This is a genomic window from Burkholderia orbicola, from assembly GCF_900100915.1.
GTDB classification, from domain to species: Bacteria; Pseudomonadota; Gammaproteobacteria; order Burkholderiales; family Burkholderiaceae; genus Burkholderia; species Burkholderia orbicola.
In genome coordinates this window covers 217,368-242,738 of record NZ_FNKW01000002.1, presented here as the reverse complement: position 1 = coordinate 242,738, position 25,371 = coordinate 217,368, and the positions used below count along the sequence as shown (strand labels likewise).

General features: G+C 70.0%; 21 protein-coding genes. 7 read left to right on the top strand and 14 right to left on the bottom strand.

Translation table 11 applies throughout. The features are described from left to right. Nucleotides 1–96 precede the first annotated feature (96 nt). Nucleotides 97–795 carry a fumarylacetoacetate hydrolase family protein gene (locus tag BLS50_RS17970; RefSeq protein ID WP_011547599.1) on the top strand — a complete coding sequence of 233 codons (699 nt, stop codon included), beginning with the start codon at nucleotides 97–99 and terminating at the stop codon, nucleotides 793–795. Between the two features lie 56 nt (nucleotides 796–851). On the opposite strand, the gene BLS50_RS17965 is transcribed toward BLS50_RS17970, so the two are convergent. From BLS50_RS17965 to pdxR, 4 genes are all read right to left on the bottom strand, one after another. Next, a complete protein-coding gene (locus BLS50_RS17965) occupies nucleotides 852–1,391 on the bottom strand; it encodes a DUF4303 domain-containing protein (RefSeq protein WP_074806484.1) in 540 nt (179 codons plus the stop codon). 126 nt (nucleotides 1,392–1,517) lie between these two features. After that, nucleotides 1,518–2,729: an MFS transporter gene (locus tag BLS50_RS17960; RefSeq protein ID WP_074803120.1), complete on the bottom strand. Its 1,212-nt coding sequence runs from the start codon at nucleotides 2,727–2,729 to the stop codon at nucleotides 1,518–1,520. A gap of 239 nt (nucleotides 2,730–2,968) precedes the next feature. Then, nucleotides 2,969–4,549 carry a trypsin-like peptidase domain-containing protein gene (locus BLS50_RS17955; protein WP_176934248.1) on the bottom strand — a complete coding sequence of 527 codons (1,581 nt, stop codon included), beginning with the start codon at nucleotides 4,547–4,549 and terminating at the stop codon, nucleotides 2,969–2,971. A 540-nt stretch (nucleotides 4,550–5,089) separates the two neighbouring features. Next, nucleotides 5,090–6,568, bottom strand: a complete 1,479-nt coding sequence (gene pdxR, locus BLS50_RS17950) for a MocR-like pyridoxine biosynthesis transcription factor PdxR (protein ID WP_074803114.1) — start codon at nucleotides 6,566–6,568, stop codon at nucleotides 5,090–5,092. Between the two features lie 173 nt (nucleotides 6,569–6,741). On the opposite strand from pdxR, the gene BLS50_RS17945 reads away from it, so the two are divergent. Continuing rightward, entirely contained in the window at nucleotides 6,742–7,944 is a 1,203-nt protein-coding gene (locus BLS50_RS17945) for a GNAT family N-acetyltransferase (protein WP_074803112.1), read from the top strand. A gap of 24 nt (nucleotides 7,945–7,968) precedes the next feature. Here BLS50_RS17945 and BLS50_RS17940 read toward each other — a convergent pair whose 3' ends face one another. Continuing rightward, nucleotides 7,969–8,451, bottom strand: coding sequence for a DUF3331 domain-containing protein (locus BLS50_RS17940; RefSeq protein WP_074806482.1), 483 nt, complete (start codon nucleotides 8,449–8,451; stop codon nucleotides 7,969–7,971). A gap of 469 nt (nucleotides 8,452–8,920) precedes the next feature. Between BLS50_RS17940 and BLS50_RS17935 the strand changes: the two genes are divergently transcribed. The 4 genes from BLS50_RS17935 (at nucleotide 8,921) to BLS50_RS17910 (ending at nucleotide 13,008) form a co-directional block, all read left to right on the top strand. After that, nucleotides 8,921–9,661, top strand: a complete 741-nt coding sequence (locus tag BLS50_RS17935; RefSeq protein ID WP_074803109.1) for a GNAT family N-acetyltransferase — start codon at nucleotides 8,921–8,923, stop codon at nucleotides 9,659–9,661. A 346-nt stretch (nucleotides 9,662–10,007) separates the two neighbouring features. Beyond that, complete coding sequence (locus BLS50_RS17925; RefSeq protein WP_006478912.1) at nucleotides 10,008–11,072, top strand: 2,3-butanediol dehydrogenase; 1,065 nt, start codon at nucleotides 10,008–10,010, stop codon at nucleotides 11,070–11,072. A gap of 327 nt (nucleotides 11,073–11,399) precedes the next feature. Further along, a complete protein-coding gene (locus BLS50_RS17915) occupies nucleotides 11,400–12,056 on the top strand; it encodes a VC0807 family protein (RefSeq protein WP_011547589.1) in 657 nt (218 codons plus the stop codon). Between the two features lie 85 nt (nucleotides 12,057–12,141). Further along, nucleotides 12,142–13,008 carry a CPBP family glutamic-type intramembrane protease gene (locus BLS50_RS17910; protein ID WP_074806479.1) on the top strand — a complete coding sequence of 289 codons (867 nt, stop codon included), beginning with the start codon at nucleotides 12,142–12,144 and terminating at the stop codon, nucleotides 13,006–13,008. Between the two features lie 42 nt (nucleotides 13,009–13,050). Here BLS50_RS17910 and BLS50_RS17905 read toward each other — a convergent pair whose 3' ends face one another. The 5 genes from BLS50_RS17905 to BLS50_RS17885 all read right to left on the bottom strand — a co-directional run bounded on the left by BLS50_RS17905 (nucleotide 13,051) and on the right by BLS50_RS17885 (nucleotide 18,769). After that, on the bottom strand, nucleotides 13,051–14,031 hold the full coding sequence (locus BLS50_RS17905) for an aldo/keto reductase (RefSeq protein ID WP_074803103.1): 981 nt from the start codon (nucleotides 14,029–14,031) through the stop codon (nucleotides 13,051–13,053). A gap of 156 nt (nucleotides 14,032–14,187) precedes the next feature. After that, nucleotides 14,188–14,859: a MarC family protein gene (locus tag BLS50_RS17900; RefSeq protein ID WP_027806145.1), complete on the bottom strand. Its 672-nt coding sequence runs from the start codon at nucleotides 14,857–14,859 to the stop codon at nucleotides 14,188–14,190. A gap of 135 nt (nucleotides 14,860–14,994) precedes the next feature. Next, the gene (locus BLS50_RS17895) at nucleotides 14,995–15,795 is read right to left on the bottom strand and encodes an enoyl-CoA hydratase-related protein (protein ID WP_074803100.1); all 801 of its coding nucleotides are present in this window, start codon (nucleotides 15,793–15,795) and stop codon (nucleotides 14,995–14,997) included. A gap of 37 nt (nucleotides 15,796–15,832) precedes the next feature. Further along, nucleotides 15,833–17,155 carry a phenylacetate--CoA ligase PaaK gene (paaK, locus tag BLS50_RS17890; RefSeq protein ID WP_074803098.1) on the bottom strand — a complete coding sequence of 441 codons (1,323 nt, stop codon included), beginning with the start codon at nucleotides 17,153–17,155 and terminating at the stop codon, nucleotides 15,833–15,835. A 57-nt stretch (nucleotides 17,156–17,212) separates the two neighbouring features. Beyond that, on the bottom strand, nucleotides 17,213–18,769 hold the full coding sequence (locus BLS50_RS17885) for a 3-hydroxyacyl-CoA dehydrogenase (RefSeq protein WP_074803094.1): 1,557 nt from the start codon (nucleotides 18,767–18,769) through the stop codon (nucleotides 17,213–17,215). A gap of 542 nt (nucleotides 18,770–19,311) precedes the next feature. Between BLS50_RS17885 and BLS50_RS17875 the strand changes: the two genes are divergently transcribed. After that, the gene (locus tag BLS50_RS17875) at nucleotides 19,312–20,400 is read left to right on the top strand and encodes a calcium:cation antiporter (RefSeq protein WP_006478904.1); all 1,089 of its coding nucleotides are present in this window, start codon (nucleotides 19,312–19,314) and stop codon (nucleotides 20,398–20,400) included. Nucleotides 20,401–20,490: 90 nt separating this feature from the next. Here BLS50_RS17875 and BLS50_RS17870 read toward each other — a convergent pair whose 3' ends face one another. The 4 genes from BLS50_RS17870 to BLS50_RS17855 are packed head-to-tail and all read right to left on the bottom strand — an operon-like array spanning nucleotide 20,491 to nucleotide 25,368. Continuing rightward, the gene (locus tag BLS50_RS17870; RefSeq protein ID WP_074803091.1) at nucleotides 20,491–21,372 is read right to left on the bottom strand and encodes an amidohydrolase family protein; all 882 of its coding nucleotides are present in this window, start codon (nucleotides 21,370–21,372) and stop codon (nucleotides 20,491–20,493) included. Further along, the gene (locus BLS50_RS17865) at nucleotides 21,369–22,391 is read right to left on the bottom strand and encodes an NAD(P)-dependent oxidoreductase (RefSeq protein ID WP_074803088.1); all 1,023 of its coding nucleotides are present in this window, start codon (nucleotides 22,389–22,391) and stop codon (nucleotides 21,369–21,371) included. The genes BLS50_RS17870 and BLS50_RS17865 overlap by 4 nt, the downstream gene beginning before the upstream one ends. After that, nucleotides 22,388–23,473 (bottom strand): LacI family DNA-binding transcriptional regulator, encoded by a 1,086-nt coding sequence (locus BLS50_RS17860; protein WP_027806150.1) that lies wholly within the window; start codon nucleotides 23,471–23,473, stop codon nucleotides 22,388–22,390. Before BLS50_RS17860 ends, BLS50_RS17865 begins: the two co-directional genes overlap by 4 nt. An 8-nt stretch (nucleotides 23,474–23,481) precedes the next feature. Further along, on the bottom strand, nucleotides 23,482–25,368 hold the full coding sequence (locus BLS50_RS17855) for a TRAP transporter large permease (protein ID WP_080486884.1): 1,887 nt from the start codon (nucleotides 25,366–25,368) through the stop codon (nucleotides 23,482–23,484). Nucleotides 25,369–25,371 lie beyond the last annotated feature (3 nt).

Genomic DNA, 25,371 nt, shown 5'->3' with positions numbered 1-25,371 from the left:
TTGCGTCGCATCCCGGCGCACGCGCGTCGGGTATCGTTGCACGCATGCCGGCCGATGCGCCGGCCATCCGTCTTCCTACCGAACGAGGCCCATCCGATGTCCGCCTATGTCATCGACGCCGCCGAGCGTCCTTCCGTCGAAGTCGAACAGTCGTCCGCGCGCTTTCCGGTGCGCCGCGTCTTCTGCGTCGGCCGCAACTACGCCGACCACGCCCGTGAAATGGGCGCCGACCCCGACCGCGAACCGCCGTTCTTCTTCACGAAGCCGGCCGACGCGATCGTCCCGGCCAGCGGCACGGTCGCCTATCCGCCGCTGACGAACGATCTCCACCATGAAATCGAGCTGGTCGTCGCGATCGGCAAGGACGGCCGGTCGATCGACCCGGCCGACGCGCTGTCGCACGTGTGGGGCTACGGCGTCGGCGTCGACCTCACGCGCCGCGACCTGCAGGCCGAAGCGAAGAAGCTGAGCCGGCCGTGGGACTGGGCGAAGGGTTTCGACGCGTCGGGCCCCGTGACCGCGCTGCGCCCGGCGACGGCCACCGGCCATCCGGCCGCCGGCCGCATCTGGCTCGCGGTCAACGGCGACACGCGCCAGCAAGGCGACCTGGCCGACATGATCTGGCCCGTGCCCGACGTCATCGCATACGTGTCGCGCTCGGTCGAGCTGAAGGCCGGCGACCTGATCTTCACCGGCACGCCGGCCGGCGTCGGCGCGCTGCAGCCGGGCGACCGCGTGACGGGCGGCGTCGACGGCGTCGCGACGTTCGAATTCGTGGTCGGCGCGAAGCCGTAACATGCCATGCAGGGCGGCCGCCTGCCCGGGCCGCCCAGGCGATACCGCGTTGCCGGTCAGTCGTAGCGGCGCAGGAAGGCGTCGGCGACGGCCGGCGGATTCAGCGCTTTCGCCGACGCGTTTTCCAGCGCCTCGGCCGCGTCGTCGTCGCTGATCGACACGAACAGCGTGATGGCCGCCCGGTCATCGCCCGTGCCGAACACGCCGTCTCGATCGAGCAGCCGCAAGGCCTCGATCATGTCGGTATGCAGTTGCCGGGAAAATTCCCCGAAGCGCGACCGGACGAACTGCGGGCTCAGCACCTCGTCGGCCAGCCGGCCGCAGATCGCGTTGAACGGCGAGGCCTCGGCCGCCGCGTACGCCCACTCGGGCACGCCCCACACGAACCACGGATCGTCGTCCGCCACCGCCTGTTGCGCGCGGACCCGGCGCAGCCCTTCGACCGAATTGGCGGCCGGCACCACCGTCATCGCGCCGCTGTCGGTGTACAACGCGAACGCATAGAAATGCTCGTCCGGGTGCAGCGCCCGCAGCGCCCTGAAGGTCGCCCTCGCGGCATCGGCAATATCCCGCTGGAAATCAGAAAAGTCGCTCATCGCATCCTCGTCCAGTCGCCCTGCGCGCTCGTCGGGGCACGCGGCGCGCGAATCGTGCGTCGTGTCCCGGCATGCGGCGGATTGTCCGTCATTCGGCCGCGCGCCGGTACCGGGGCGCACCCGCGCTCACCGTCCGGCATCCCGGCCGTCGAACGCCCGCACGCACCCGGCGGCCGCCAGCGCGATCGCCGCCGACAGCAGCATCATCGCGAGCGGCAGGTAGCCTGCGTTGCGCGGGGTCAGCAGCGCGCCCGTCAGCGACGACAGCGCGGCGCCGCCGCCGATCGTCATCGCGCCGGCCAGCCCCGATGCGCTGCCAGCCAGTTCCGGGCGTACGGACACCGCGCCCGCATGGGCGCCGGGATTGCTCAGCCCGTTGCCGATGCCGACCAGCACGCACGGCCCGAACCACGCGAGCGCATGGGTCACGCCGCCGAACAGCAGCGCAAGCCCGATCAATGGCCCCGCACACGCGACGATCCGCCCGCACAGGATCGTCGTGGCCAGCGCATGGCGGCGCGCGACCCGCGCGGCCAGAAAGCTGCCGCAGACGAAACCGGTCGTGATCGTCCCCATGTAGAAGCCGATCTCCGCGGGCGGGATGCCGAACAGCGTTGTCGCGGCGAGCGGCGCGCCGGCCAGGAACGCATAGAACGCGCCCGTCGAGAACGCCATGCACAGCGCATAGGCCCAGAAACGGCGCGCACGCAGCAGCGCCGGATACGCGCGAAGCTGCTGCCCGAAGCTCGACGGCCGACGCGTATGGGTTTCGGCGAGATCGCGCACGCACCAGGCAAACAGCGCGGCGCCGACTACGGCCAGCAGCCAGAAACTCGCGCGCCAGCCGACCGTCTGGTCGAGCGCGCCGCCGAGTGTCGGGCCGAGCATCGGCGCGAACGCGGCCGCCATCGCCGCATAGCCGATCCGGCTCGCCGCGCGCTCGCCGCCGCCGCTGTCGCGGATCGCCGCCATCGACACCGGATAGACCGACGTGATCGCCGCCTGCATCAGCCGGCAGCCGAGAAACACGCGGATATCAGTCGCCATCGCACAACCGAACGAACCGAGCGCGAATAGCGCGACGCTCGTCAGCACGATCGGCCGCCGCCCGAACCAGTCGGACAGCGGCCCCGTCACGCATTCGAGCGACGCGGCCAACGCCGCATAGCCGCCGAGCGACAGCGCGACGAGCGCATAGTCGGTGTGCAGGTCGCGCACGATCGCCGGCAGCGACGGCAGGAACAGGCTCAGCGGCAGCACCGACAACGCGCACAGCACGATCAGCGTGGCGTGCCGGGGCGACGCCGGGTCGGAAGTGGTCGACAGGTTCGATCGCAAGCGGATGCCCTCCCGCGCACAGGCCGAGCGGCCGTGCGCAACACAAAAAAACCCCCGAACGAGTCGGGGGCGCATGGGTGCCGGCGCGGTGCCGCTACCGGACCCTGCGCCTGTGGACGACTACGATGAAGCAAGTGGTTTTCATGCTGAATGGCTCTGCCGAATGGCTCCTGAATACGTGGCGGACCGCCCGCGGTACCCGACGATGTTAGGCGGACGGCAGCCGCCGCGTCAACGCGCTACCGCGTGCGCACCGACACGAACTTCCGCGCGTTGTTGCGCTGGATCAGCACGGCGATCACGTTGCCGCCGCTCGCTTCGAGCATCGGCACGTCGTCCGGCGTCTCGAGCAGCGTGTCGTTGAGTTCCAGCACGACGTCGCCCGGCTGGATGCCGGCGCGCGCGGCCGGGCCGTGCACCGCGTCCACCATCATCCCGACCGCGAGCCCCGTCGACCGGCGCTCGGCGTCGCTCAGCGCATGCATCGTCAGGCCGAGGCGATCGCCGTGGTCGCCTGCATCGCCGGTGCCCGGCCCCGGCTGCGCGGCGGCCTTCGGCGCGGCCATGCCGACCGTCGCGGCCGTACCGCCGCCCGCGTCGTCGGCGCCGGTGATCGTCAGCGTTACCGGCGCACGGTTGCGGATCACCCGCAGCGGCGCCTTGCCGCCGGGCGGCAGCGCGGCGGCAAGGTCGTTCAGTTCGGCCGAACGGCCGATCGCCTTGCCGCCCATCTTCACGATCACGTCGCCGGGCTTCAGGCCGGCCGCGGCGGCCGGCGAGCCAGGCGCGACGCCGTTGACGAGCGCGCCTGCCGGACGCGGCAGCCCGAACGCCGCAGCCAGACCGACGCCGACGTCCTGCACGTCGACGCCGAACGCATTGCCCGACGGCGCGTCCGGCGCGGGCGCCTGAGCCTGCTGCGCCTGCATCTGCGCCTGCTGTTGCGCGCGCAACTGGGCACGCACCTTGGCCGCGAATGCGATCGGGATGGCGAACGTCGTGCTCGCGTAGCGGTCGGCGCCCGGATAGACCTGCACCGCGATGCCGATCACGTCGCCCGCGCGATTGAACACGGGGCCGCCGGAGTTGTCCGGGTTCGGTGCGATGTCGGTCTCGAAGAACGGGAATGCGCTGCCGTCCGGCAACCGGCGCGACGTTGCGCTGACGATACCGGCCGTGACCGTGTTGCCCGATCCGTCCGGCGCGCCGATCGTCATCACCGGTTCGCCCGCGCGGACTTTCGACGAATCGCCGATGCGCACGAACGGCAGCTTCGTCGCGTCGACGCGCAGCACGGCGACATCGCTTTGCGGATCGACGGCCAGCACCGTCGCCTTGAATTCGCGGCGGTCGGTGAGCCGCACCGTCACGTCGGTCGCCTCGTCGACCACATGGGCGGACGTGAGGATCAGGCCATCGGCGCTGACGATGAAGCCCGAACCGCTGCCGGACACCGCACGCGGCGCCGCCGTATCGGGCGCCGGCGCCTGCGGCCCCTGCGCGGGCGGCGGCGCGCCGTGCCGGAAGAACGCGGCGAGCGGATCGTCGGGATCGAGCGCGGCAAAGGCCGGCCCGCCGGTTTGCGGATCGGGTGTGGCAGCCAGAATGGTCACGACCGCCGGACCGTAACGTTCGACGATTGCCGGGAAGTCGACCGGCATCGCGTAAGGCGCGGCGGGTGGCCGCGCCTTCATCGCCGGCGGGGCGGCGTGTGGCGCGAGGGTGCCGGCAACGGCGGCGGGCAGCGGCAAACATCCGGCAAACACGCCCCCGATCAACGCGGTGCGAAGCACGGCGCGAGCAAGCGTCTGGCAAACCACGGTGCCACCTCCCCCGGCAGCCGCGACGCCCCCCTGCGCGAGACGCGCAGGCGCCCGACAAGCACCGGTACACCCCACCATTTATAGCCCACGCGCCGGTCGGAACATACGAATCGAAACCCGTATGCCGGGAGGCGTCGTGGCGGCTGAACCGCGAGGGCATTCGTTTCGAACAAAGTGCGCGGTTCGTCAATCCGAATATCCACCACGCAGCGGGACGGGTGCCGGCGGAGAATCGTGGCCGGTCGCCGTGAGCGTCATCGTCGCGGTCCGCGGCAAACCGGTCGCCTGTCGCGCATCGCGGACAACCGACGCGCAAGCCGCAAACCGTCGTCCTCGGCCGCCGTTCGTCCTCCGTCAACGAGTCGATACCGACCCGGTCACTGGCACGACAACATCGCCCTCCTTGCGTGTTCGGCAACGCAGCCGTCTAACCGACGGTCATCAGCGACATGCATGCACCGGCAACGAACAGGAATGACGGGCGGCGCGCAATCACGATCGGCGAGCGGGCGGTTGAAAGCACGCGCAACCATCCCGTCACGCATCCCCCGCGCCCACCCGCTCCGCGATCGCCGACACCATCCGCAACATCGGCTCGAACGCATCGGCCGACGTATTGCCGAAACCGAGCACGAGCCCGTTGCCGGCCCGCGCCGCATCGATCGCGAAACCCGACAGCGGAAACGGCCCGATGCCATGCGCGCGCGCCGCTTCGACGATCGCGCGATCGCGATACCGCGCCGGCAACCGCAGCGCGAGATGCAGCCCGCACGGCCCCCCCTCGACCTGGTGCGGCACGCTCAGGCTGCGCTCGAGCGCGGCGAGCAGCAACCGCCGCCGGTCGCGATACAGCCGGCGCATCCGCCCTAGATGCCGGCCGTACTCGCCCGTCTCGATGAAGTCGGCGAGCGCGAGCTGCACGTGGCGCGTCCCGCCGCGCAGCATCTCCGGCAGCACCGGCCGCACGGCAGCCAGCAACGCGTCGGGCAGCACGAGAAAACCGATCCGCAGCGCCGGAAACATCGTCTTGCTGAACGAGCCGAGATAGACGACCGGCGAATCGGGCGCGAGCCCGTGCATCGCGCCGATCGGCTCGCCGGTGTGACGGAACTCGCTGTCGTAGTCGTCCTCGATGATCCACGCGCGATGGCGGCGCGCCGCGTCGATCAGCGCGAGCCGGCGCGAGATCGACAGCACGGCGCCGGTCGGGAACTGGTTCGACGGCGTCGTATAGACGAGGCGCGGCGTCCGCTCGCGCCAGTCGTCCGGTTCCGCGCGCAGCCCTTCGGCGTCGACCGGCATCGGCACGACGTCGAGGTCGGCGGCCTGCATCGCGGTGCGCGCGCCGCGATAGCCGGGCTCCTCGACCCACACCGTATCGCCCGGATTCGTCAGCAGTTGCGCGCACAGTGCGATCGCCCCTTGTGCGCCTTCGGTGATCACGATCTGCTCGGGATCGCAGCGCACGCCGCGCGTGACGGCCAGATGGCGCGCGATCGATTCGCGCAACGCGGGCTCGCCGAGCGGATCGCCGTACGCCAGCAGCTCGCGGCCGGCGCGACGCAACGCGCGGTCGATCGCATGCCGCCAAGCGTCCACCGGGAAATGCGACAGCGCCGGCACGCCCGGACGAAAGCCCTCCGATTCGCCGGTGCCGACGAGGCTCGGGCGAATCCGGCCGAGCCGCTGTGCGACGGCCGGCGGCGCGGCACGCCGGCGCGGTGGCGTGGGCCGCGACAGCCCGACGACCCGCGTGCCGCGACGATCCGATTGCAGGAAGCCTTCGGCGACGAGCTGCTCGTACACGGCGGCCGTCGTATTGCGCGACACGCCGAGCGTTTCGGCCAGCGCGCGCGTGCCGGGCAGCCGCGTGCCGGCCGGCATCGCGCCGCCGAGAATCGCGTCGCGCACACGGCGCAGCAACTGGCGCTGGAGCGACGGTGCGCCGGGCGTGCGCGCCAGCGGCGCATCGAGCGGCAGCAACGGTGCGTCGCCGGCAGGAAAGGCAGTCGTCATCGGAACATCGCAGCGTGAAAAAGTCGGAATGTGACGCACGGGCGAGCGGCTGGCGGCCCGGATCGTGGCACCATAAATTTACCGCTCACTGGCGCTTCTCATGGTACCTCGGCGGGACTACGATCGTCTGCATGCCGGCATGTCGCCGGCCGCCAACCGAAGCGAGATCGACCTTGCCCACGCTCACCAACGCTTTCCAGCAGCCCATCGGCCACCCCGTTCCCGACTGGTCCGCGCGTCCGCGCCCGGAGCGCATCGTGCTCGAAGGCCGCTACTGCCGGCTCGAGCCGCTCGACGCCGAACGCCACGCCGCCGATCTGTATGCCGCCTACGCGCAGGCGCCCGACGGCAGCGACTGGACCTATCTCGCACACGGCCCGTACGCCGACGAATCCAGCTACCGCGACTACGCGCGCGGCGCGCAGGCGAGCACCGATCCGCTGCACTACACGGTGATCGACCGCGCCACGGGCCGCGCGGTCGGCACGCTCGCGCTGATGCGCATCGATCCGGCCAACGGCGTGATCGAGGTCGGCTCGGTCACGTTCTCGCCGCTGCTCAAGCGCACGCCGGTGTCGACCGAAGCGCAGTTCCTGCTGATGAAGTACGCGTTCGACACGCTCGGCTACCGGCGCTACGAATGGAAGTGCGACGACCTGAACGCGCCGTCGCGCAAGGCGGCTGCCCGCCTCGGCTTCCGCTACGAAGGCACGTTCCGGCAGGCGATCATCTACCGCGGCCGCAATCGCGATACCGCGTGGTTCTCGATCGTCGACGGCGAATGGCCGGATGTGCGTGCCGCGTTCGAAGCCTGGCTCGCACCGGAGAACTTCGACGCGCAAGGCAACCAACGCCAGTCGCTCACCGCGATCCGCCACGCGCAGGCCAGTGCGCGCGATGCCGCCGGCCGCGCGAACGACGCCACGCGCGTCACGGTGCGCCCGCTCGTCGCCGCCGACGAAGCCGCGTGGCGTCCGCTGTGGCAGGGTTACCAGAAGTTCTATGACACCGAGCTGAGCGACGCGGTGTTCGCGACGACCTGGGCGCGCCTGATGGACCCGGCCGAGCCGATGTTCGTGCTCGGCGCGTTCGACGCGTCGGGTGCGCTGGTCGGGATCGTCCATGCGATCTACCACCGCTCGTGCTGGACCGAAGGGCCGTACTGCTACCTGCAGGATCTGTACACGGCGCCGGACGCGCGCGGGCAAGGCGCGGGCGGCGCGCTGATCGAGGCCGTGTACGAACGAGCGCGCGAAGCCGGTGCGAGCCGCGTGTACTGGCTCACGCACGAGACCAACACGACCGCGCGGGCGCTGTACGACAAGCTCGCGAACAATGCCGGTTTCATCCAGTACCGGCACGATCTGAAGAAGTAATGTCGCGCCGCCGCCGGCCGACGTTCAGCCGTGAACCTCGGCCGGATGGCATGCGTCGCCGTCCTCCGGCGTGGCGTCGCACGCCGCACCGTCCATCCCCGGCAGCGCTGCCGGGCGGATCATCTCGTCGCCATTGGCCGGCACGGGCCGCCGTACCGGCCGGAACACCGGTTCGCCCGGCTCGATCGGCTGCCCCGAGAGCGCGCAACGGCCGGGCTGCAACGCGACGCGCAGGCGCCAGCGTTGCTCGCCGTAATGACACCGGCCGCTCTCGACCCAGCGCACCAGCAGTGCGTCGTCGCCCGCCTCCAGCACCGTGACGAACAGTTGCGGACGCAACGGCGATGCCGCGGCCGTCGCGTGCTCCGGAATCGGCGCACGGCCGATCGTCACGAGCGGATGCGCGACCACGCTGCCGCGCGACGGCATCGCATCGCCTTCGTCGAGCGTGGACACGTCGCACGACAGGTCTTCTTCGCAGATCAGGCTTTCCATGGTGTTGGGCATGCTTGACGGATTTCCGTGCAGGTTGAACGACGCCGGCGTCGCGTAGCGCCGGCCCATCGGTTCGCGCAGCAGGGACAGGCCGCTCGCCGCGCCGGCGACGGTGGCCGCGAGCATCGGCCCGATGCCGCCCGGCCAGCCGAACACACCGACGATCGCGCCGATCGGCAGCGGCCCGATCACCTGATCGAGAGAGTTGCCCTGCACGACCCAGGCGATGCTGAGCAGCGCCAGCGACGGTGCGGCACCGGGCACGCACGCAAGAATCGTCGTGGCCAGCATCCTGCCTGGCCGAGAGCGCGAACCCGACCGCAATCCGACTGACGCACATGATACAAATTGAAGTTAACTTCAAGTAAAGGGGTAGCGGACGCAACGATCCGTTTCGGCGATGGTGACAATGGCCGCGCAGCAAGCGACGGCATCCTGATCTAAGCTGTCGGCTTCCCCCGACAACGCCGCGCCCCTACGCATGCCGACCGCCTCCCCCGCACCGGCCACGCTGTTCCCGCTCGACGAAGCATGGTCCGACTTCCCCCGCCGCAAGGCGGCCGTGCGCACCTTCATCGCCGGATACTGCGCCGCGCGCGACCGGCGCGACGCGCCGCTGCACGACGGCCCGGACGGCCATGTCGTACAGTTCGACGGCGCGATGGGCCGGCCTTTCGAGCATTTCATGATCGAGGGGGCGCCCGTGTCCGCCGCCGGCCCGTTTGCCGTCGGCGCGTGGATCACGCGCTACGGCGCGGCCCCGCTGCCGCCCGCGCTGCACGGCAGGACGCGCCGGCTGACCGACGAGCATTTCATGGCCGCGGATATCGACGGGCTGTCCGGTGACGGCGCACTCGCGCAAGCACTCGCCTGCGACACGCCGGACGCGATCGGCGCGTTCAACGCCAGCGGCGCCTTCCCGCCGTTCCAGCCGAATCCGGCCGCGTTCCTGTTCGCGCATCGGCTCGACGGGCAGATCGCAGCCACCGCGCGCTACGGCTTCGCGTCGCCGCGCGATATCGTCGTCGACCGCGTCGGAACGGCGGATGCCTACCGGCGTCGCGGCCTTGCGACGCAACTGCTCGCCGCGATCGTCGCGCACGCGCGGCACCGCGGCGCGCGCCGCGTATGGCTCATCTCGACCGAAGCCGGCCAGCCGCTGTACCGTGCCGCCGGATTCACATCGCTCGCCGCGGTTGCCGTGGACGAAGTGCTCGCCTGAACGCGGATCGAGCAATGCCACCCGTTGCGGTTCGTCTCGCGATTCGTCTCATTGCGCTGAGACGAACGTCCCGGCGTCTCACTTGCCTCGCTGTTTCGCTGTCGCAGCAAATTCGGCACCCCATTCGTTTCGAACCCGTTCCGGTCGGCAAAAAGTGAAATGGTGCACCGCACTCCACGCGCACCGTCGACCGCCACGCACCACCGCACTTCACGCTGGCCCCGATCCTGCATACCGTCGATCGCGCAATCGCGCGACGGGCGCACCGGCAGCATTGCCGCGCGCCCGACGACAACCTGACGGAGACAGCAACGTGAGTACACCGGCACCCGACATCACATCCAGCATGAAGGCCGCCGTCTGGCATGGCCGCCACGACATTCGCGTCGAAGAGGTTCCCGTTCCGGAGCGCCCACCTGCCGGCTGGGTCACGATCCGCGTGCACTGGTGCGGCATCTGCGGCTCCGATCTGCACGAATACGTCGCCGGGCCGGTGTTCATCCCGGTCGACGCGCCGCATCCGCTGACCGGCCTGAAGGGCCAGTGCATCCTCGGCCACGAGTTCAGCGGCGAGATCGCCGAGCTCGGCGCGGGCGTGTCGGGCTACGCGGTCGGCGACCGCGTGACGGCCGACGCGTGCCAGCATTGCGGCACCTGCTGGTATTGCCGGCACGGGCTGTACAACATCTGCGAGAACCTCGCGTTCACCGGGCTGATGAACAACGGTGCGTTCGCCGAATACGTGAACGTGCCGGCCGAACTGCTGTACAAGCTGCCGGACAATTTCCCGACCGAGGCCGGCGCGCTGATCGAACCGCTCGCGGTCGGGCTGCACGCGGTGAAGAAGGCCGGCAACATCGTCGGGCAGACCGTCGTCGTGGTCGGCGCGGGCACGATCGGCCTGTGCACGATCATGTGCGCGAAGGCGGCGGGCGCGGGGCGCGTGATCGCGCTGGAGATGTCGGCCGCGCGCAAGCAGAAGGCGCTGGAGGTGGGCGCGAGCGTCGTCATCGACCCGAAGACGTCCGACGCGATCGCCGAAGTCAGGGCGCTGACCGGGGGCTACGGCGCCGACGTGTCGTTCGAATGCATCGGGCACACGGCCACCGCGAAGCTCGCGATCGACGTGATCCGCAAGGCCGGCAAGGCGGTGATGGTCGGCATCTTCGAGGAACCGGCGCCGTTCAACTTCTTCGACATCGTGTCGACCGAGAAGGAAGTGATCGGCTCGCTCGCGTACAACGGCGAATTCGCGGACGTGATCCGCTTCATCGCCGACGGCCGCATCGACGTGCAGCCGCTCATCACCGGGCGCATCGCGCTCGGCGACATCGTCGCGCACGGCTTCGAGGAACTGGTCAACCACAAGGACCGCAACGTGAAGATCATCGTCCAGCCGGCCATCGCCTGACCGCCCGCGCGCGGCCGCGGCTTCGATTCACGCCGCGCCGCGCAGGCTCGCGCACCGCAAACGCGACCACAAACGCATTGCGATCGGCGACTTGCCGCGACGCGACGACGCGATCATGCAGCGCGCCCCGGCCCAGCAGCGGTCGCGTGCGCCGGTCCCTCTGGCGGACCATGCACTCGCGTACCGGCGACGGCCGATCGCCGTCGCGGCAGGCGACACCGCAACCCCGCACGATTCTTCGATATACTGAATCGAACCCTTTTCGGGACAACCCGGGGCAACCACGCCTTTCGCGCGCTCGCCCCGACCTGCGTGGAATGGCGCATCGTGAAACCGCGAGCCGGACTGATTCTCGAACTCTTCGTCAACCTCGTGCTGCCCTGGGTGGCCTATCGGGTCGCGCATCCGTATTTCGGCGAAACCGGCGCGCTGTACGCGTCGGCGGTTCCGCCGATCATCTGGTCGATCGTCGAATTCATCCGCTCGCGCCGCGTCGACGCGGTAGCGGCCATCGTGCTGCTCGGCATCACGCTGTCGATCGTCGGCATGGCGTTCGGCGGCAGTCCGCGCACGCTGCTGATGCGCGAATCGATCGGCTCGGGCACGATCGGCATCGTGTTCCTGCTGTCGCTGTTCCGCGAACGCCCGCTGATCTACTATCTGGCCCGCGCGACCGTGGCCCGCGAGATGGACGGCGGCGCCGCGCACTTCGAAGCCGTCTGGGACGCGCAGCCGGGCCTGCGGCAGATGCTGCGGCTGATGACGTTCGTGTGGGGCGCCATCATGACGGTCGAGATGCTGCTGCGCTGGTGGATGGTCGTCAACTGGCCGGTCGAACGCGTGCTGGTCGTGTCGCCGGTCATGGGCTACACGGTGTTTGCCTGCCTGCTGCTGTGGACGTTCTGGTACCGGCGGCGGATGCGCGTGCGCAACAGCGTCGACATCCCGGGCCGCGGCGGCGTCACCGAAACCGCCGGCCGCTGACGCGCGGCGCGCCGGCTGTCCGGCGGCGGGTCACCGCACCTGCTGTATGATGCGCGGCGTCTCGTCCGCCCATCCGTTTTTCGTCATGTCCCTTTCGCTCCTTCCGTGTGCCACGATCTGGCTCGCCCTGTTCGCGGCCGCCGCCTTCGCGTGGCATCGCCCGCTGCACGGCCTGAGCATCGGCCTCGCCGCGCTCGGCTACGGGGGCGCGCTGGCGTTCGGCCAGCTTGCGCCGATCACGCTGGCGCCGCTCGCGCTGCTGATCGCGGCCGGCTGGGGCGTGCTGCCCGAGCGCCCGCTCGCGGTGCGCATCGTCGCGCACCTCGTCTTTGCCGCGCTCGCGATCGCGCTGAGCCTGCATCTGATTCCCGGCTTCCACAATCCGCGCGTGATCGGGCCGATCCGCTTCACGCCGGACGCCGTGCCGTTCACGATGTACCTGAATTTCGACAAGCCGCTCGTCGGCCTGTGGCTGTTGTGGGCACTGCCGTGGGTCGCGCCCGACGTCGCGCTGTCGCGCGCGCTGCGCACCGGCGCGGTGGCGGCCGTCGCAACGGCTATCGCGTGCCTGGCCGGCGCGCTCGCGTTCGGGATGGTCGGCTGGGCCCCCAAATGGCCGCCGTCGGGCTGGCTGTGGCTCGTGAACAACGTGTTGCTGGTGACGCTCGCCGAGGAAGCGCTGTTCCGCGGCTACGTGCAAGGCGGGCTGACCCGCGCGTTCGGCGCCTGCTCATGGGGCCCGTGGGTCGCGCTCGCGGCCGGCGCGCTGCTGTTCGGCGCCGCGCACGCCGCGGGCGGCTGGCCATGGATCGTGCTCGGTACGGTGGCCGGCGTCGGCTACGGGCTCGCGTGGCGGCGCGGCGGCCTGCTCGCCGCCGCGCTCGCGCATGCGGGGCTGAACGTCGTCCACTTCGGCCTGTTCACCTACCCGATGCTCGCCGCCGCGCGCTGAGCGCGGCGACGGCGCCGACGCCTGTGCCGCCCGCGCTGCCGCTCAGTTGAACCCGGCCACCGCGTGCGGCACGTACGGGCGTTCGAGCGTGGCGATCTCGTCGTCGGTCAGCTTCAGCGCGAGCGCGCCGAGCGCGTCGTCCAGTTGCTGCGGCTTCGAAATGCCGACGATCGGTGCGGTCACGCCGCGCTTTTGCGCGACCCACGCCAGCGCGACCTGCGCCCGCGGCACGTTGCGCGCCGCGGCGATCGCCGCGACGGCCTCGACGACCGCCTTGTCGGCATCGGCCGTCGCGTCATACAGGCGCTGGCCGACGTCGTCCTTCTGCTGCCGTTCCGACGTTTCGTCCCAGTTGCGCGTCAGACGCCCGCGTGCGAGCGGGCTCCACGGGATCACCGCGATGCCTTCGTCCTCGCACAGCGGCAGCATTTCGCGCTCCTCTTCGCGATACAGCAGGTTCAGGTGGTTCTGCATGCTGACGAAGCGGGTCCAGCCGTTCTGCTTCGACGTGTGCAGCGCCTTCGCGAACTGCCACGCGAACATCGACGATGCGCCGATATAGCGCGCCTTGCCGGCCTTCACGACGTCGTGCAGCGCCTCGAGCGTCTCTTCGATCGGCGTGCCGTAGTCCCAGCGGTGAATCTGGTAGAGATCGACGTAGTCGGTGCCGAGCCGCTTCAGGCTCTGGTCGATGTCGGTCATGATCGCCTTGCGCGAGAGGCCCGCGCCGTTCGGCCCCGGCCGCATCCGGTAGAACACCTTGGTCGCGATCACGACGTCGTCGCGCTTCGCGAAATCGCGCAGCGCGCGGCCGACGATCTCCTCCGACGTGCCGTCCGAATACATGTTCGCGGTATCGAAGAAGTTGATGCCGGCCTCGACCGCCCGCTGGATGATCGGGCGGCTTTCCGCTTCCGGCAGCGTCCACGGATGCGTGCCGCGCGACGGCTCGCCGAACGTCATGCAGCCCAGCACCAGCTTCGACACGTCCAGCCCGGTCGACCCGAATTTCACGTATTCCATTGCTCGCCTCGCCACTCAAGTTGGGGTTGCGGCCGGATGCACGCGGCATCCGCCAGACGTCGCATGGTATCCCGCACGCCGCGAACGCGTATGAGCGCGCGCCGCGTGCAGGCTGCGTGAAAGGTTGAATCTCGAAGGATGAACCGGGCGCCCCGGTTACTTGGCCTGGTCGGCGAGCGGCTGCAGGAACGCGGAGAAGCCGGTCAGCATGATCTGCACGCCGATGCACAGCAGCAGGAACGCCGACACGCGCTTCGCGACCTTGGTCCCCTCGCTGCCGAGGTAGCGCGCGAGCAGCGCGGAGCGGCTGTAGACCTGCCAGATCACGAGCGCGACCAGCACGGACACGGCGATCGACACGATGCTCGACAGCATGAATTCCGACAGCTTGTGCGTGCGGTTCGCGTTCAGCGCGATCGCGGTCGCGATCGAACCGGGGCCGACCGTCAGCGGCACGGTCAACGGGAAGAACGCGCGCGTCATGATCGCGTTCGCGTCGATCGGCTTGACCGGCGTGTCGCCACCGCCCGGCCCGTCGGGTTCGTTCAGCATCTGCCAGCCGGCCACGGCAACCGCGAAGCCGCCGCCGATCCGCAGCGCTTCCATCGAGATCCCGAAGAAATGCAGCACCGGCGTGCCGGCGAAGAACGCGACCATCAGCACGACGAACGCATTGAACGCGACCTTCCTCGCGAGCAGATCCCGCTCGTGCGCGGTGAGCGTCTCGGTCCGTTCGAGAAACAGGAACGCGATGCCGATCGGATTGATGATGCCGATCAGGCCGGTAAAGCCGAACAGGATCTCGGAGACAAGGCGGTTGACGATCATCGTGCGAAGCATCGGTCGGGACGGGGCCGGCAGCGCCGGGGGTCACGCATTGTAGTGCAAGCGCTCGCGCCCGAGACGCAAAATGCCGCCGGCCCGGCTTCGCCGTCGATCGTCGTGGAGGTTCGTCGTGCCGCCTTATTCGGCGCCCGCCTCCCACGCCGGCGGCCGCTTCGCGAAGAAGGCCGCGAAGCCCTCCTTCGCTTCCGGCGTCGCCCGCACGCGGGAGATCGTCTGAGCGGTGAACGCCGCACGTTCGTCCGACGGCGGGTACTCGCCGATCGCGTCGAAAAAGCGCTTGATCTCCATCAGCGCGTGCGGGCCGTTGCGGCCCAACTCTGCGAGCGTGCGCTCGAGCGTGTCGTCGAGCGCATCGAGCGGCACGGCCTGATGGATCAGGCCGATCGCGACGGCTTCGGCGGCCGCGAGCTGCGTCGCGGTCAGCGCGAGCCGGCGCGCCTGGCGCTGGCCGACCGCCTCGACCAGATACGGGCCGATGACGGCTGGCAGGATACCGAAGCGCGCCTCGCTGACCGAAAAGCGCGCGTGGTCGCTCGCAATCACGATGTCGCACGCCGCACACAGGCCCACGCCGCCGCCGAACGCGTGGCCCTGCACGCGCGCGACCGTCGGTTTCGGGCACTGCCGGATCGCGCGCATCATCGCGGCGAACCGCTCGGCGTCGCGCAGGTTCGCGGCCGCATCGTTCGCGCTCGCGCGCTGCATCCACTGCAGGTCGGCGCCCGCGCAAAAGGCGCGGCCATCCGAACGCAGCACGATCGCGCGCACGTCGTCGCGCCGGCCGAGCGCCGTGAAGGCGTCGGTGAGTTCCGCGATCATCGTCTCGTCGAACGCGTTCAGCACGTCGCCGCGCTGCAGCGCGACGGTCGCGATGCCGCGCGCATCGACCGTGACGGCCAGGGTCTTCAATCCATCCATCGAACCATTTCCTCGGGTAGAACGGCACACATCGAAATCACGCTGCCTGGCGGCGATCGATCACGCGGCGCGCCTTGCCGGTCGCGGTCGCCGGGATACCACCGGCTGCCAGCACCGTCACGCCGGACGACACGCCGACCATCGTCTTGATCCGGTGTTGCAACTCGCGCGCGAGCGCCGCGCGATCGCCGTCGCTCACCGACGCCGCAGCCTCGGAGCGCAACTCGACCGCGAGGTCGAGGCGGTCCATGTGACCGTCGCGCGACAGCGTGATCTGGAACTGGCCCGACAGCTGCGGCAGCGCGACGACGATCTCCTCGATCTGGCTCGGGAACACGTTCACGCCGCGCACGATCAGCATGTCGTCGGAGCGGCCCGTGATCTTCGCGAGCCGGCGCATCGCGCGCGCGGTCGGCGGCAGCAGCGCGGTGAGGTCGCGCGTGCGGTAGCGGATCACCGGCATCGCCTCCTTCGTCAACGACGTGAACACGAGCTCGCCCTGGCTGCCGTCGGGCAGCACTTCGCCGGTGACGGGGTCGATGATCTCCGGGTAGAAATGGTCTTCCCAGATCACCGGGCCGTCCTTCGTCTCGACGCATTCGCACGCGACGCCCGGGCCCATCACTTCCGACAGCCCGTAGATGTCGAGCGCGTCGATGCCCACGCGCGTCTCCACTTCGTCGCGCAGCGCCTGCGTCCACGGCTCGGCGCCGAAGATGCCGATCTTCAGCGACGATTCGGCCGGGTCCATCCCCTGCCGCACCATCTCGTCGATCAGGTTCAGCATGTAAGACGGCGTGACGAGGATGATCTTCGGCTCGAAATCGCGAATCAGCTGCACCTGTTTCTCGGTCTGCCCGCCCGACATCGGCACGACCATGCAGCCGAGCCGCTCCGCACCGTAGTGAATCCCGAGGCCGCCGGTGAACAGGCCGTAGCCGAACGCGTTGTGCAGCGTATCGCCCGGGCGGCCGCCGGCCGCGCGGATCGAGCGCGCGGTCACGTTCGCCCACGTATCGATGTCGCGCGCGGTGTAGCCGACCACGGTCGGCTTGCCGGTCGTGCCGCTCGACGCGTGCACGCGCACGACCTGTTCGCGCGGCACCGCGAAGAGGCCGAACGGATAGTTGTCGCGCAGGTCGGTCTTGGTCGAGAACGGGAATTTCGCGAGATCGGCGAGCGACTTCAGGTCGTCCGGATGCACGCCCGCCGCCTCGAACGTGCGCCGATAGTGCGGGACGTTGTCGTACGCGTGGCGCAGCGACCATTTGAGGCGTTCGAGCTGCAGCGCCTGCAGTTCGTCGCGGCTGGCGGTCTCGATCGGCTCGAGGGCGGCGGCGGGATGCGTCGGGTGAGTCATCGGGGTGCTCCTCCAGTGGAGTGGTCGTTGTCGTGTTCGAAGTGACGGCGCAGGTGGCTACGACCGGAACGTGCGGCCGGCCGCGTGCAGCGCGGCGAGGCGCGGCGACACGCGATAGCGGTCCTCGCCGTAGCTCGCCGCCAGGTTCGACAGCACGCGATGCACGCGGCCGACGCCGATCGCATCGGCCCACGCGAGCGGGCCGCACGGGTAGTTCACGCCCTTCTCCATCGCGAGATCGAGATCGGCCGGCGAGCACACGCCCTGGTTGACCGTGTCGGCCGCCTCGTTCGCGAGCATCGCGACGGTGCGCATCGCGACCATCCCCGGCACGTCCGCGACGCCGACGACGCGAAAGCCCGCCTGCTGGAACAGGCCGAGCGCGTCCGCATACGCGGCGTCGCTGCACTGGAGCGCGCGCGTCAGCGCGACGAGCCCGGCCTGCGCGTAATCGCGCGCCAGGTCGACGAGCACGAGGTCGGCCACGCCCGTCTGCGCGGCGCGTGCGGTCGCGGTGCGGCCATCGGTCAGCGCGATCGACGCGCGGCCGGCCACGGCGAGCAGTTCGTCCGCATGCGCGCCGTTGCGCCGCGCGCCTTCGATCCGTTCGGCCAGGCGCGCATGCAGCGCGGCGGCCGGGCCGTCCTGCGCAAACAGCACGACGTCGGCCGGCGCGGCGCGCGGCGGCTCGAGCTCGGGCGCGGGCGGCGTCGCGCCGTCCGCATACGAATAGAAGCCGCGCCCGGACTTGCGCCCGAGGAAGCCCGCGTTCACGAGTTCCTGCTGGATCAGCGACGGGGTGTAGCGCGGGTCGTTGAAGTACGCGCGGAACACCGATTCGGTCACCGCGAAATTCACGTCGTGGCCGATCAGGTCCATCAGCTCGAACGGCCCCATCCGGAACCCGCCGGCTTCGCGCATCACCGCGTCGATCGTGGCCGGCGTGCCGCCCTGCTCGTTCAGCACGCGCAGCGCCTCCGCGTAATACGGCCGCGCGACGCGGTTCACGATGAAGCCCGGCGTCGATTTCGCCATCACCGGTTGCTTGCCCCACGCGGCGGCGGTCGCATGCAGCATCCCGGCGACCTCGGGCGCAGTCGCGAGCCCGCTGACCACCTCGACGAGCGCCATCAGCGGCGCCGGATTGAAGAAATGCAGGCCGGCGACGCGCTGCGGCACGCGCAGCCCGGCCGCGATCGACGTGATCGAGATCGACGACGTGTTGGTCGCCACCACGCACGCGTCGTCGACATGACGTTCGAGGGTCGCGAAGATCTCGCGCTTCACCTCGAGCCGTTCGGCCGCCGCCTCGACGATCAGCGCGGCGCCCGCGAAATCGGCCAGCGCGCGCACCGCGCGGATTCGATTGCCCGCTGCGTCGGCCTGCGCCGGTTCGAGCCGGCCCTTCTCCGCCAGCCGCGCGAACTGCGCGCGGATGCCGGCCAGCGCCTTGTCGCAGGCTGCTTCGTTCAGGTCGTACAGCAGCACCGCATGGCCGGCCGCCGCCGCGACCTGCGCAATACCCGCGCCCATCGCGCCGGCGCCGATCACGCCGACGACGGCCGACGGCGCGAGCGCGCCCGAGTTCACCGAATGTGCAGAGGAAACAGCCATCGCTTGCGATCCGTCATGAAGTGGAGGTGCGAGCGATTATAAACCGACCGGTCGGTAGATTTATGTCAGGGCGAGCCCGAATGTGTCGGGCAAGAGACCGTTACGGAAACTGCAAAGACAAAAAAATCGAAAGACCGGGGCACTTTTTATAAACCGAAAGGTCAACGTAAGCGTTCGAATATGAGATAGTGACCCCCGATCGCCTGATAAAATTCGACAAATTGCCGGATTCCAGGGGGAAACGCGTGTCGCGCCGTCACCGCTGTCCATCGCTCCCTTTCGGGTCGAATCAAGCTCCCGGCCCGCGCGTTTCCATGTGTGCTCGTCCCGCCGTCCGCGGGCAGCCGCATCGAACCGTTTCATCCCGCGACGGGCTTCGGCCTGCCCGCGCCCCTCGCCGCCTCGCGGCAGCGAACCCAGGGCAGCGCCGTTGCGTGCCGCCCCCTTCGGTTTCATCGTCCTCGTTCGGCGGATAGTACGGCCGGGCTTCGTCAACCCGTGACGGCGCGTCGCGCGCCGCCACTCGCATCAGGAAACCCTCCATGCCGCTCTCGTCCAACCAGCTCCCGCGCTGGACCCTCTGGGCCCCGCTTGCCGCCTGGCTGGTACTCGCGCTGTCGCGCGTCGTGCCGGCCGAAGGCCTCGTCATCGCGGTATTCGCCGCCGCGCTCGCCGGCGCCGTGTTTGCCGCCGTCCACCATGCGGAAGTCGTCGCGCACCGTGTCGGCGAACCGTTCGGCACGCTCGTGCTCGCGGTCGCCGTGACCGTCATCGAAGTCGCGCTGATCGTATCGGTGATGCTCGGCGCAGGCCCGGAAAAATCGGGCCTCGCCCGCGACACCGTCTACGCCGCCGTGATGATCATCTGCAACGGCATCGTCGGCATCTGCCTGCTGGTCGGCGCATGGAAGCACGGCGAACAGGACTTCCAGGGGCGCGGCGCGAGCAAGGCGCTCGCGGTGCTCGCGTCGCTGTCGGTGCTGTCGCTCGTGATGCCGAACTACCTGAGCGCCGCCCCGGGCCCGTTCTTCTCGAAATCGCAGCTCGCGTTCGCCGGCGTCGCATCGCTCGTGCTGTATGGCGCATTCGTGTTCGTGCAGACCGTGCGCCACCGCGACTACTTCCTCGCCGCGCACGACAGCGCCAACGAAGCGGTGCACGCGGCAGCGCCGAGCAACCGCACCGCGATCACCAGCATGGTGCTGCTGTTCGCCAGCCTGGTCGCGGTCGTGCTGCTCGCGAAGCTGCTGTCGCCGGCCGTCGAGCATGCGGTGCTGAAGCTCGGCGCGCCCGAAGCCGCGGTCGGTATCGTGATCGCCGCGCTCGTGCTGCTGCCGGAAGGGCTCGCGGCCGTCACCGCCGCGCGCGCGAACCGCCTGCAGACCAGCATGAACCTCGCGCTCGGTTCGGCGCTCGCGAGCATCGGGCTCACGATCCCGACCGTCGCGGCCGTGTTCATCTGGGTCGGCCAGCCGCTCACGCTCGGGATCGGCGCAATGGAGACGGTGCTGCTCGCGCTCACGCTGCTGGTCAGCACGCTCACGCTGAGCCAGGGGCGCACGACGGTGCTGCACGGTGTCGTGCACGTCGCGCTGTTCGCCGCCTATCTGTTCCTGTCGTTCACCCACTGACGTCCCGCTGCGCGCGGCCCGCCGGATGCTCTCCGTCGGGCCGCGCGCACGTCTTCAAGTCTCCTCCCTCTGCCTCGCTTCACGCCTCCGTTACCGGACGGGGGCGATGGCGCATGACGCGGCGGTTTCGGGCTGCGTGTCCGCGGGAAATCCATAAAGGGCAGCCGCGTTGTCGACCAGGATCGCGCGGGCAATCCCGTCGTCGGCCGCGCAATCGTGCAGCCAGCCGAGCAGACGTGCATCGTCGGGCGGCGGCGACGCATTCGGATGCGGCCAGTTGCTGCCCCATACGCAGCGCGCCGAATGGCCGCGCGCGAGCACGGCGGCAAGCCGCCCGACATCGTCGTAGCCCGGTGCGCCGGATCGCGACGTCTCGTATGGCGCGGACAGCTTCACCCATGCGTGACCGCGATCGAGCAGGCGTCGCAGCGCCAGGAAGGACGGCGCATCCGGCGCGACGGGCGTCAGGAACTTGCCTGTGTGATCGATGACGATACGCGCCGGCAGCCGCGACAGTGTCGCCTCGATCTCGCCCAGCGTGCGGCCGTCGAACTGCAGGTCGATATGCCAGCCGAGCGGCGCGATCCGCGCGGCCATCCGCTCCAGATCGCGCCATTGCGCGGTGCCGCCCGCCAGCATCATGAAGCGCACGCCGCGCATGCCGACGGCATGCAGACGTTCCAGCTCGGCATCCGGCACGTCGACCGGCACCGTCGCAACGCCGCGCGCCTGCGGGCCCAGTGCGGCCAAGGCGTCGAGCGTGCACCGGTTGTCGAAGCCATAGCCGGTCGGCTGCACGACGACCACACGCGTGAGGCCGAGCGCCTGCTGCACGCGCCGATAGGCAGCCACCGGCGCATGGGGCGGTCGAAACGTCGCCGTCGGCGCGAGCGGATACGCATCGTCGTAGATATGGATATGGCAATCGCACGCGTTGGCGAACCGCGTGCCGCCCGCCTCGTCGCGCGTCATCGCCCGCCCGGTGCGACGAACGCATGCGATGCGCGCCAGCGCGCGAGCCGCGTCGCCTGCGCGGCGTTGACCGCGCCGGTCGGCACGCGTCCGTCGAGCAGCGCGGCGAGCTGGTCGACCGTCTCCAGCGCCTGATGCTCGATCGCCGGCAGCGTCAGGCCGCCGATGTGTGGGGTCGCGATGACGCGCGGATGCGCGGCCAACGCGGGGGTGGGCATCTGGTCTGCCGCGCGGCCGACGTCGAGCGCGCAACCGGCCAGCCGCCCGCTGGCGAGTGCGTCGGCCAGCGCCTGTTCGTCGACGAGTTCGCCGCGCGACGCATTGATGAAGCACGCGCCCGGCTTCATCGCGGCGAATGCCGCCGCATCGATCAGGTTTGCGGTGGCCGGCGTGGCCGGCGCAAGGCAGACGACGAAATCCGCGTCGCGCAGCAGCGTGGCGAAATCGACCTGTTCGAGCGGTGGCGTGTCGGCTCGCACGTACGGATCGCTGACGAGCACGCGCATGCCGAGCGCCGTCGCGACCGGTGCGAGATGGCGCGCGATCTGCCCATAGCCGATCAGGCCCAGCGTGCTGCCGCGCAATTCTCGCCCCATCCGGGGCACCGGCGGCGCGCCGCGGTGGTACGCGTCCGCGTAGCCGCCGATCCCGCGCGCAAGCTCGATCATCGCGCCGACGACCCACTCGGCGACAGCCGGGCCGAAGCCGGGGCTCGCCTGCGTGACCAGCACGCCGAACGCGCTCGCCGCGGCGACGTCGACCGTCCGGATGTCGACCGCGCAACGCAGGAACGCGGCGAGGGCCGGCAGCCCCGCGAACAGCGCGCGAGGCGCCGGCGTCTGCCGGTACGCGATGATCGCGTCGCATCCCTGCGCGGCGGCAATCAGTTCGTCCGTGCCGAGTTCGCGATCGTGCGGGTTGCAGGTGACGTCCGCGATCGCGCGCAGCGCGCGCAACGCGCTGGCGCCGTAGTAGTGGTCGATCATCCCGGTCGGATGCGTGACGTAGACGCGCGTCATGCGTGGCCTCCGCTCGTGCCGGCCGCCTGCGTCGGCGGCGGCGCCACCGACGCGCGCTCCACGAGCGTCACGTCCGCGAACACGCGTTGCCCGGATGCGGACGGCGCGTCGCCCTCCTGCCGCATCACGCGCCGCACCATCTCGCCGGCCATTTCGGTGACGGGCAGTTGCACCGTGGTGAGCGCCGGCCACGAGATCGCCGACAGGAAATGACCGTCCATCCCGATGACGGAGACATCGTCCGGCACCCGCAAGCCGCCGTCGCGCAGCCCGGCCATCAGGCCGAGCGCGAACAGGTCGTTGACCGCGACGATGCCGGTCGGCCGCGCCGGATCGGCCGCGAGCTCGACGCCGAGCGCACGCCCGACATCGACGATCACCGAGTCGCCGTATTCGTTCGCGGGGCCGCCGTCGAGCACGCGCGCCTGGGTGGCGCCGCCCGCCTCGCTCGCCACGGCGAGAAAGCCGCGGATCTTGTCGCTGCGACTCACGGTGACGCCGGCCACCGTCGCGAACGCGAGCCGCGTATGGCCCGCTTCGACGAGCCGGCGCGTCGCGAGCCGCGCGGCCGCCTCGTTGTCGGCCGTCACGTGATCGACCTTCGATTGCTCGCCGGGTGTCGCGCGACGGTCGTAGCTGACGACCGTCATCCCGCGCTCGGCCGCACGCTCGAGGTGGCTTTCGTCGGCGAGCGACGAGATCACGATCACGCGCCGCACGCCGTGCGCGTAGAGATCGTCGAAGAACGACGCCTCCTTGCGCGCATCGCGGTACGTGTTGCCGATCAGCACGCGATGGCCATACCGTTCCTGCGCGCAGGCCTCGATCTCGCGTGCGATGTAGCCGTACATCGGGTTCGCCATCGACGGCACCAGCAGCCCGACGAGCGGCGTCTGCCCCGTCTTGAGCTGGCGCGCGAGCGTGCTCGGCCGGTACTGCAGCGCGTCCATCGCCGCCTTCACGCGTTCGAGCGTTTCCGGCTTCATCTGGTCGGTGCGTCCGTTGAGCACGTTCGAAACCGTGCTGACCGAAACGGCCGCATGACGGGCCACGTCCTGAATCGTACTCATGTCGTCTTGCATGGAACGGGCTACAGGCCGAAATGGGCCGGCAGCCACAACGAAAACGCCGGTGCGAAGATCAGCGCCACGAGGGCGGAGAACAGCACCAGCAGGTATTTCACCATCGGCCGGGCTACGCGCCCGACCTCGGTGCCCGTGATCGCGCACGTCGTGAACAGCCCGAGCCCGACCGGCGGCGCGAACAACCCGAACCCCATCGCCACCACCACGACCGTGCCGAAATGCAGCGGATTGATACCGAGCTGCAGTGCGATCGGCGCGAGCAGCGGCCCGAAGATGATCAGCGCGGGCGCGCCTTCGAGCACGGCGCCGAACACGATCATCAGCAGCGCCGCCAGCAGCAGGAACATCGTCGCGCCGTATTGATGGGCAAACGCCGTCATTGTGCCCGAGACGAGGGCCGGAATCTGCTCGATCGACAGCGCGAACGACACGCTCGACGCCGCGGCCACGATGAACAGGATACCGCTCGCCATCGACGCGGCGCGCACGAACACGCGGCCGACCGAGCGCCACGTCAGTTCGCGAAACGCGATCCAGCCCACGACGAGCGCGTAGACCACCGCGAACGCCGACACTTCGGTCGACGTCGCGATCCCCGACGTCACGCCCTTGCCGATCATCGCGACCATGACCAGCGCGACGAGCGCGCCGCCCGCCAGCGGCAGCCACGCGCGACGCTCGCCGAACACCTCGGCCACGTCGATCTTGCGCCCGGTGATCACCGTCACGACCGCGAGCGACGCGGCCAGCACGGCCGCCGGGACGATCCCCGCGACGAACAGCCCGGCGATCGAGATGTTCGCGACGAAGCCCATGATGATCATGTTCACGCACGGCGGAATCGTCTCCGCCATCACCGCGCTGCACGCGAGCAGCGCGGCGGTTTCGTTCGGGTCCTGCCGCGCGCGGCGCACCGCCGGCATCACGACGCCGCCCACCGCCGCGATATCGGCCAGTTTCGAGCCCGACACGCCGGAAAAGCACGCCGTCGCGAAGATCACGATCAGGCCGAGCCCGCCCCGCACGCGCCCGAAGATCCGCAGCAGCAGCTCGACGAGCCGCGCGGACATCCCGTTGGTCTCCATCAGCAGCCCCGCCAGCACGAAGAACGGCACCGCAAGCAGCACGAAGTGGTCGGCCCCGGCCATCACCTGTTGCGAGTAGACGAGTAGCGGCAGCGTCGGATCGGCGAGGAAATACAGCAGCGCCGAAAACGCCAGCACGAACCCGATCGGCACGCCGAGCACCAGCCCGCCGACGAAGCCCGCGACCAGCAGCGTGCCCGGCGCGACCGCATGCGCGGGCCACAGCGCGTTCCAGCCGTACACGGCGCCCGCGAGCGCCGCGCAGCACACGAACGTGCCGATCACCCGGCGGCGCGGCGCATTCAGCGCATTGGCGAGCGCGAATACCGTCATGAACAGCGCGCCGAACATCATCGGATACCCGTTGATCCAGCCCGGCAGGCCGCCCGTCGTCAGCTGGTCGTACGAATCCGTGAGCAACTGGCACGACGACACCAGCAGGTTCAGCGCAACCGCCGCCACGATCCAGTGGCCGACCTGGATCAGCGCGCCCTGCCAGCGTGCCGGCAGCCGGCCGCGAAACACGTCGATGCCGACATGCTGGCTACGCCCCAGCACCGTCGCCGCGCCGAAGAACACCAGCACGATCATCAGCGCGCTCGCCACTTCCTCGGCCCAGTCGACCGGGTCGTGCAGGAAATAGCGGAACACGACCGACACGAACACGACCAGCACGTCGACGGCGAGCACCGCGGCCGACAGATACTCGAGCCAGCGCAGCATCGCATCCAGCACGCGGGCGACGCGATGCGCCGGCTGGCCGGCAGCGGGAGCCGACGCGACGCCCGACACGGAGTGCATGTCCATCGC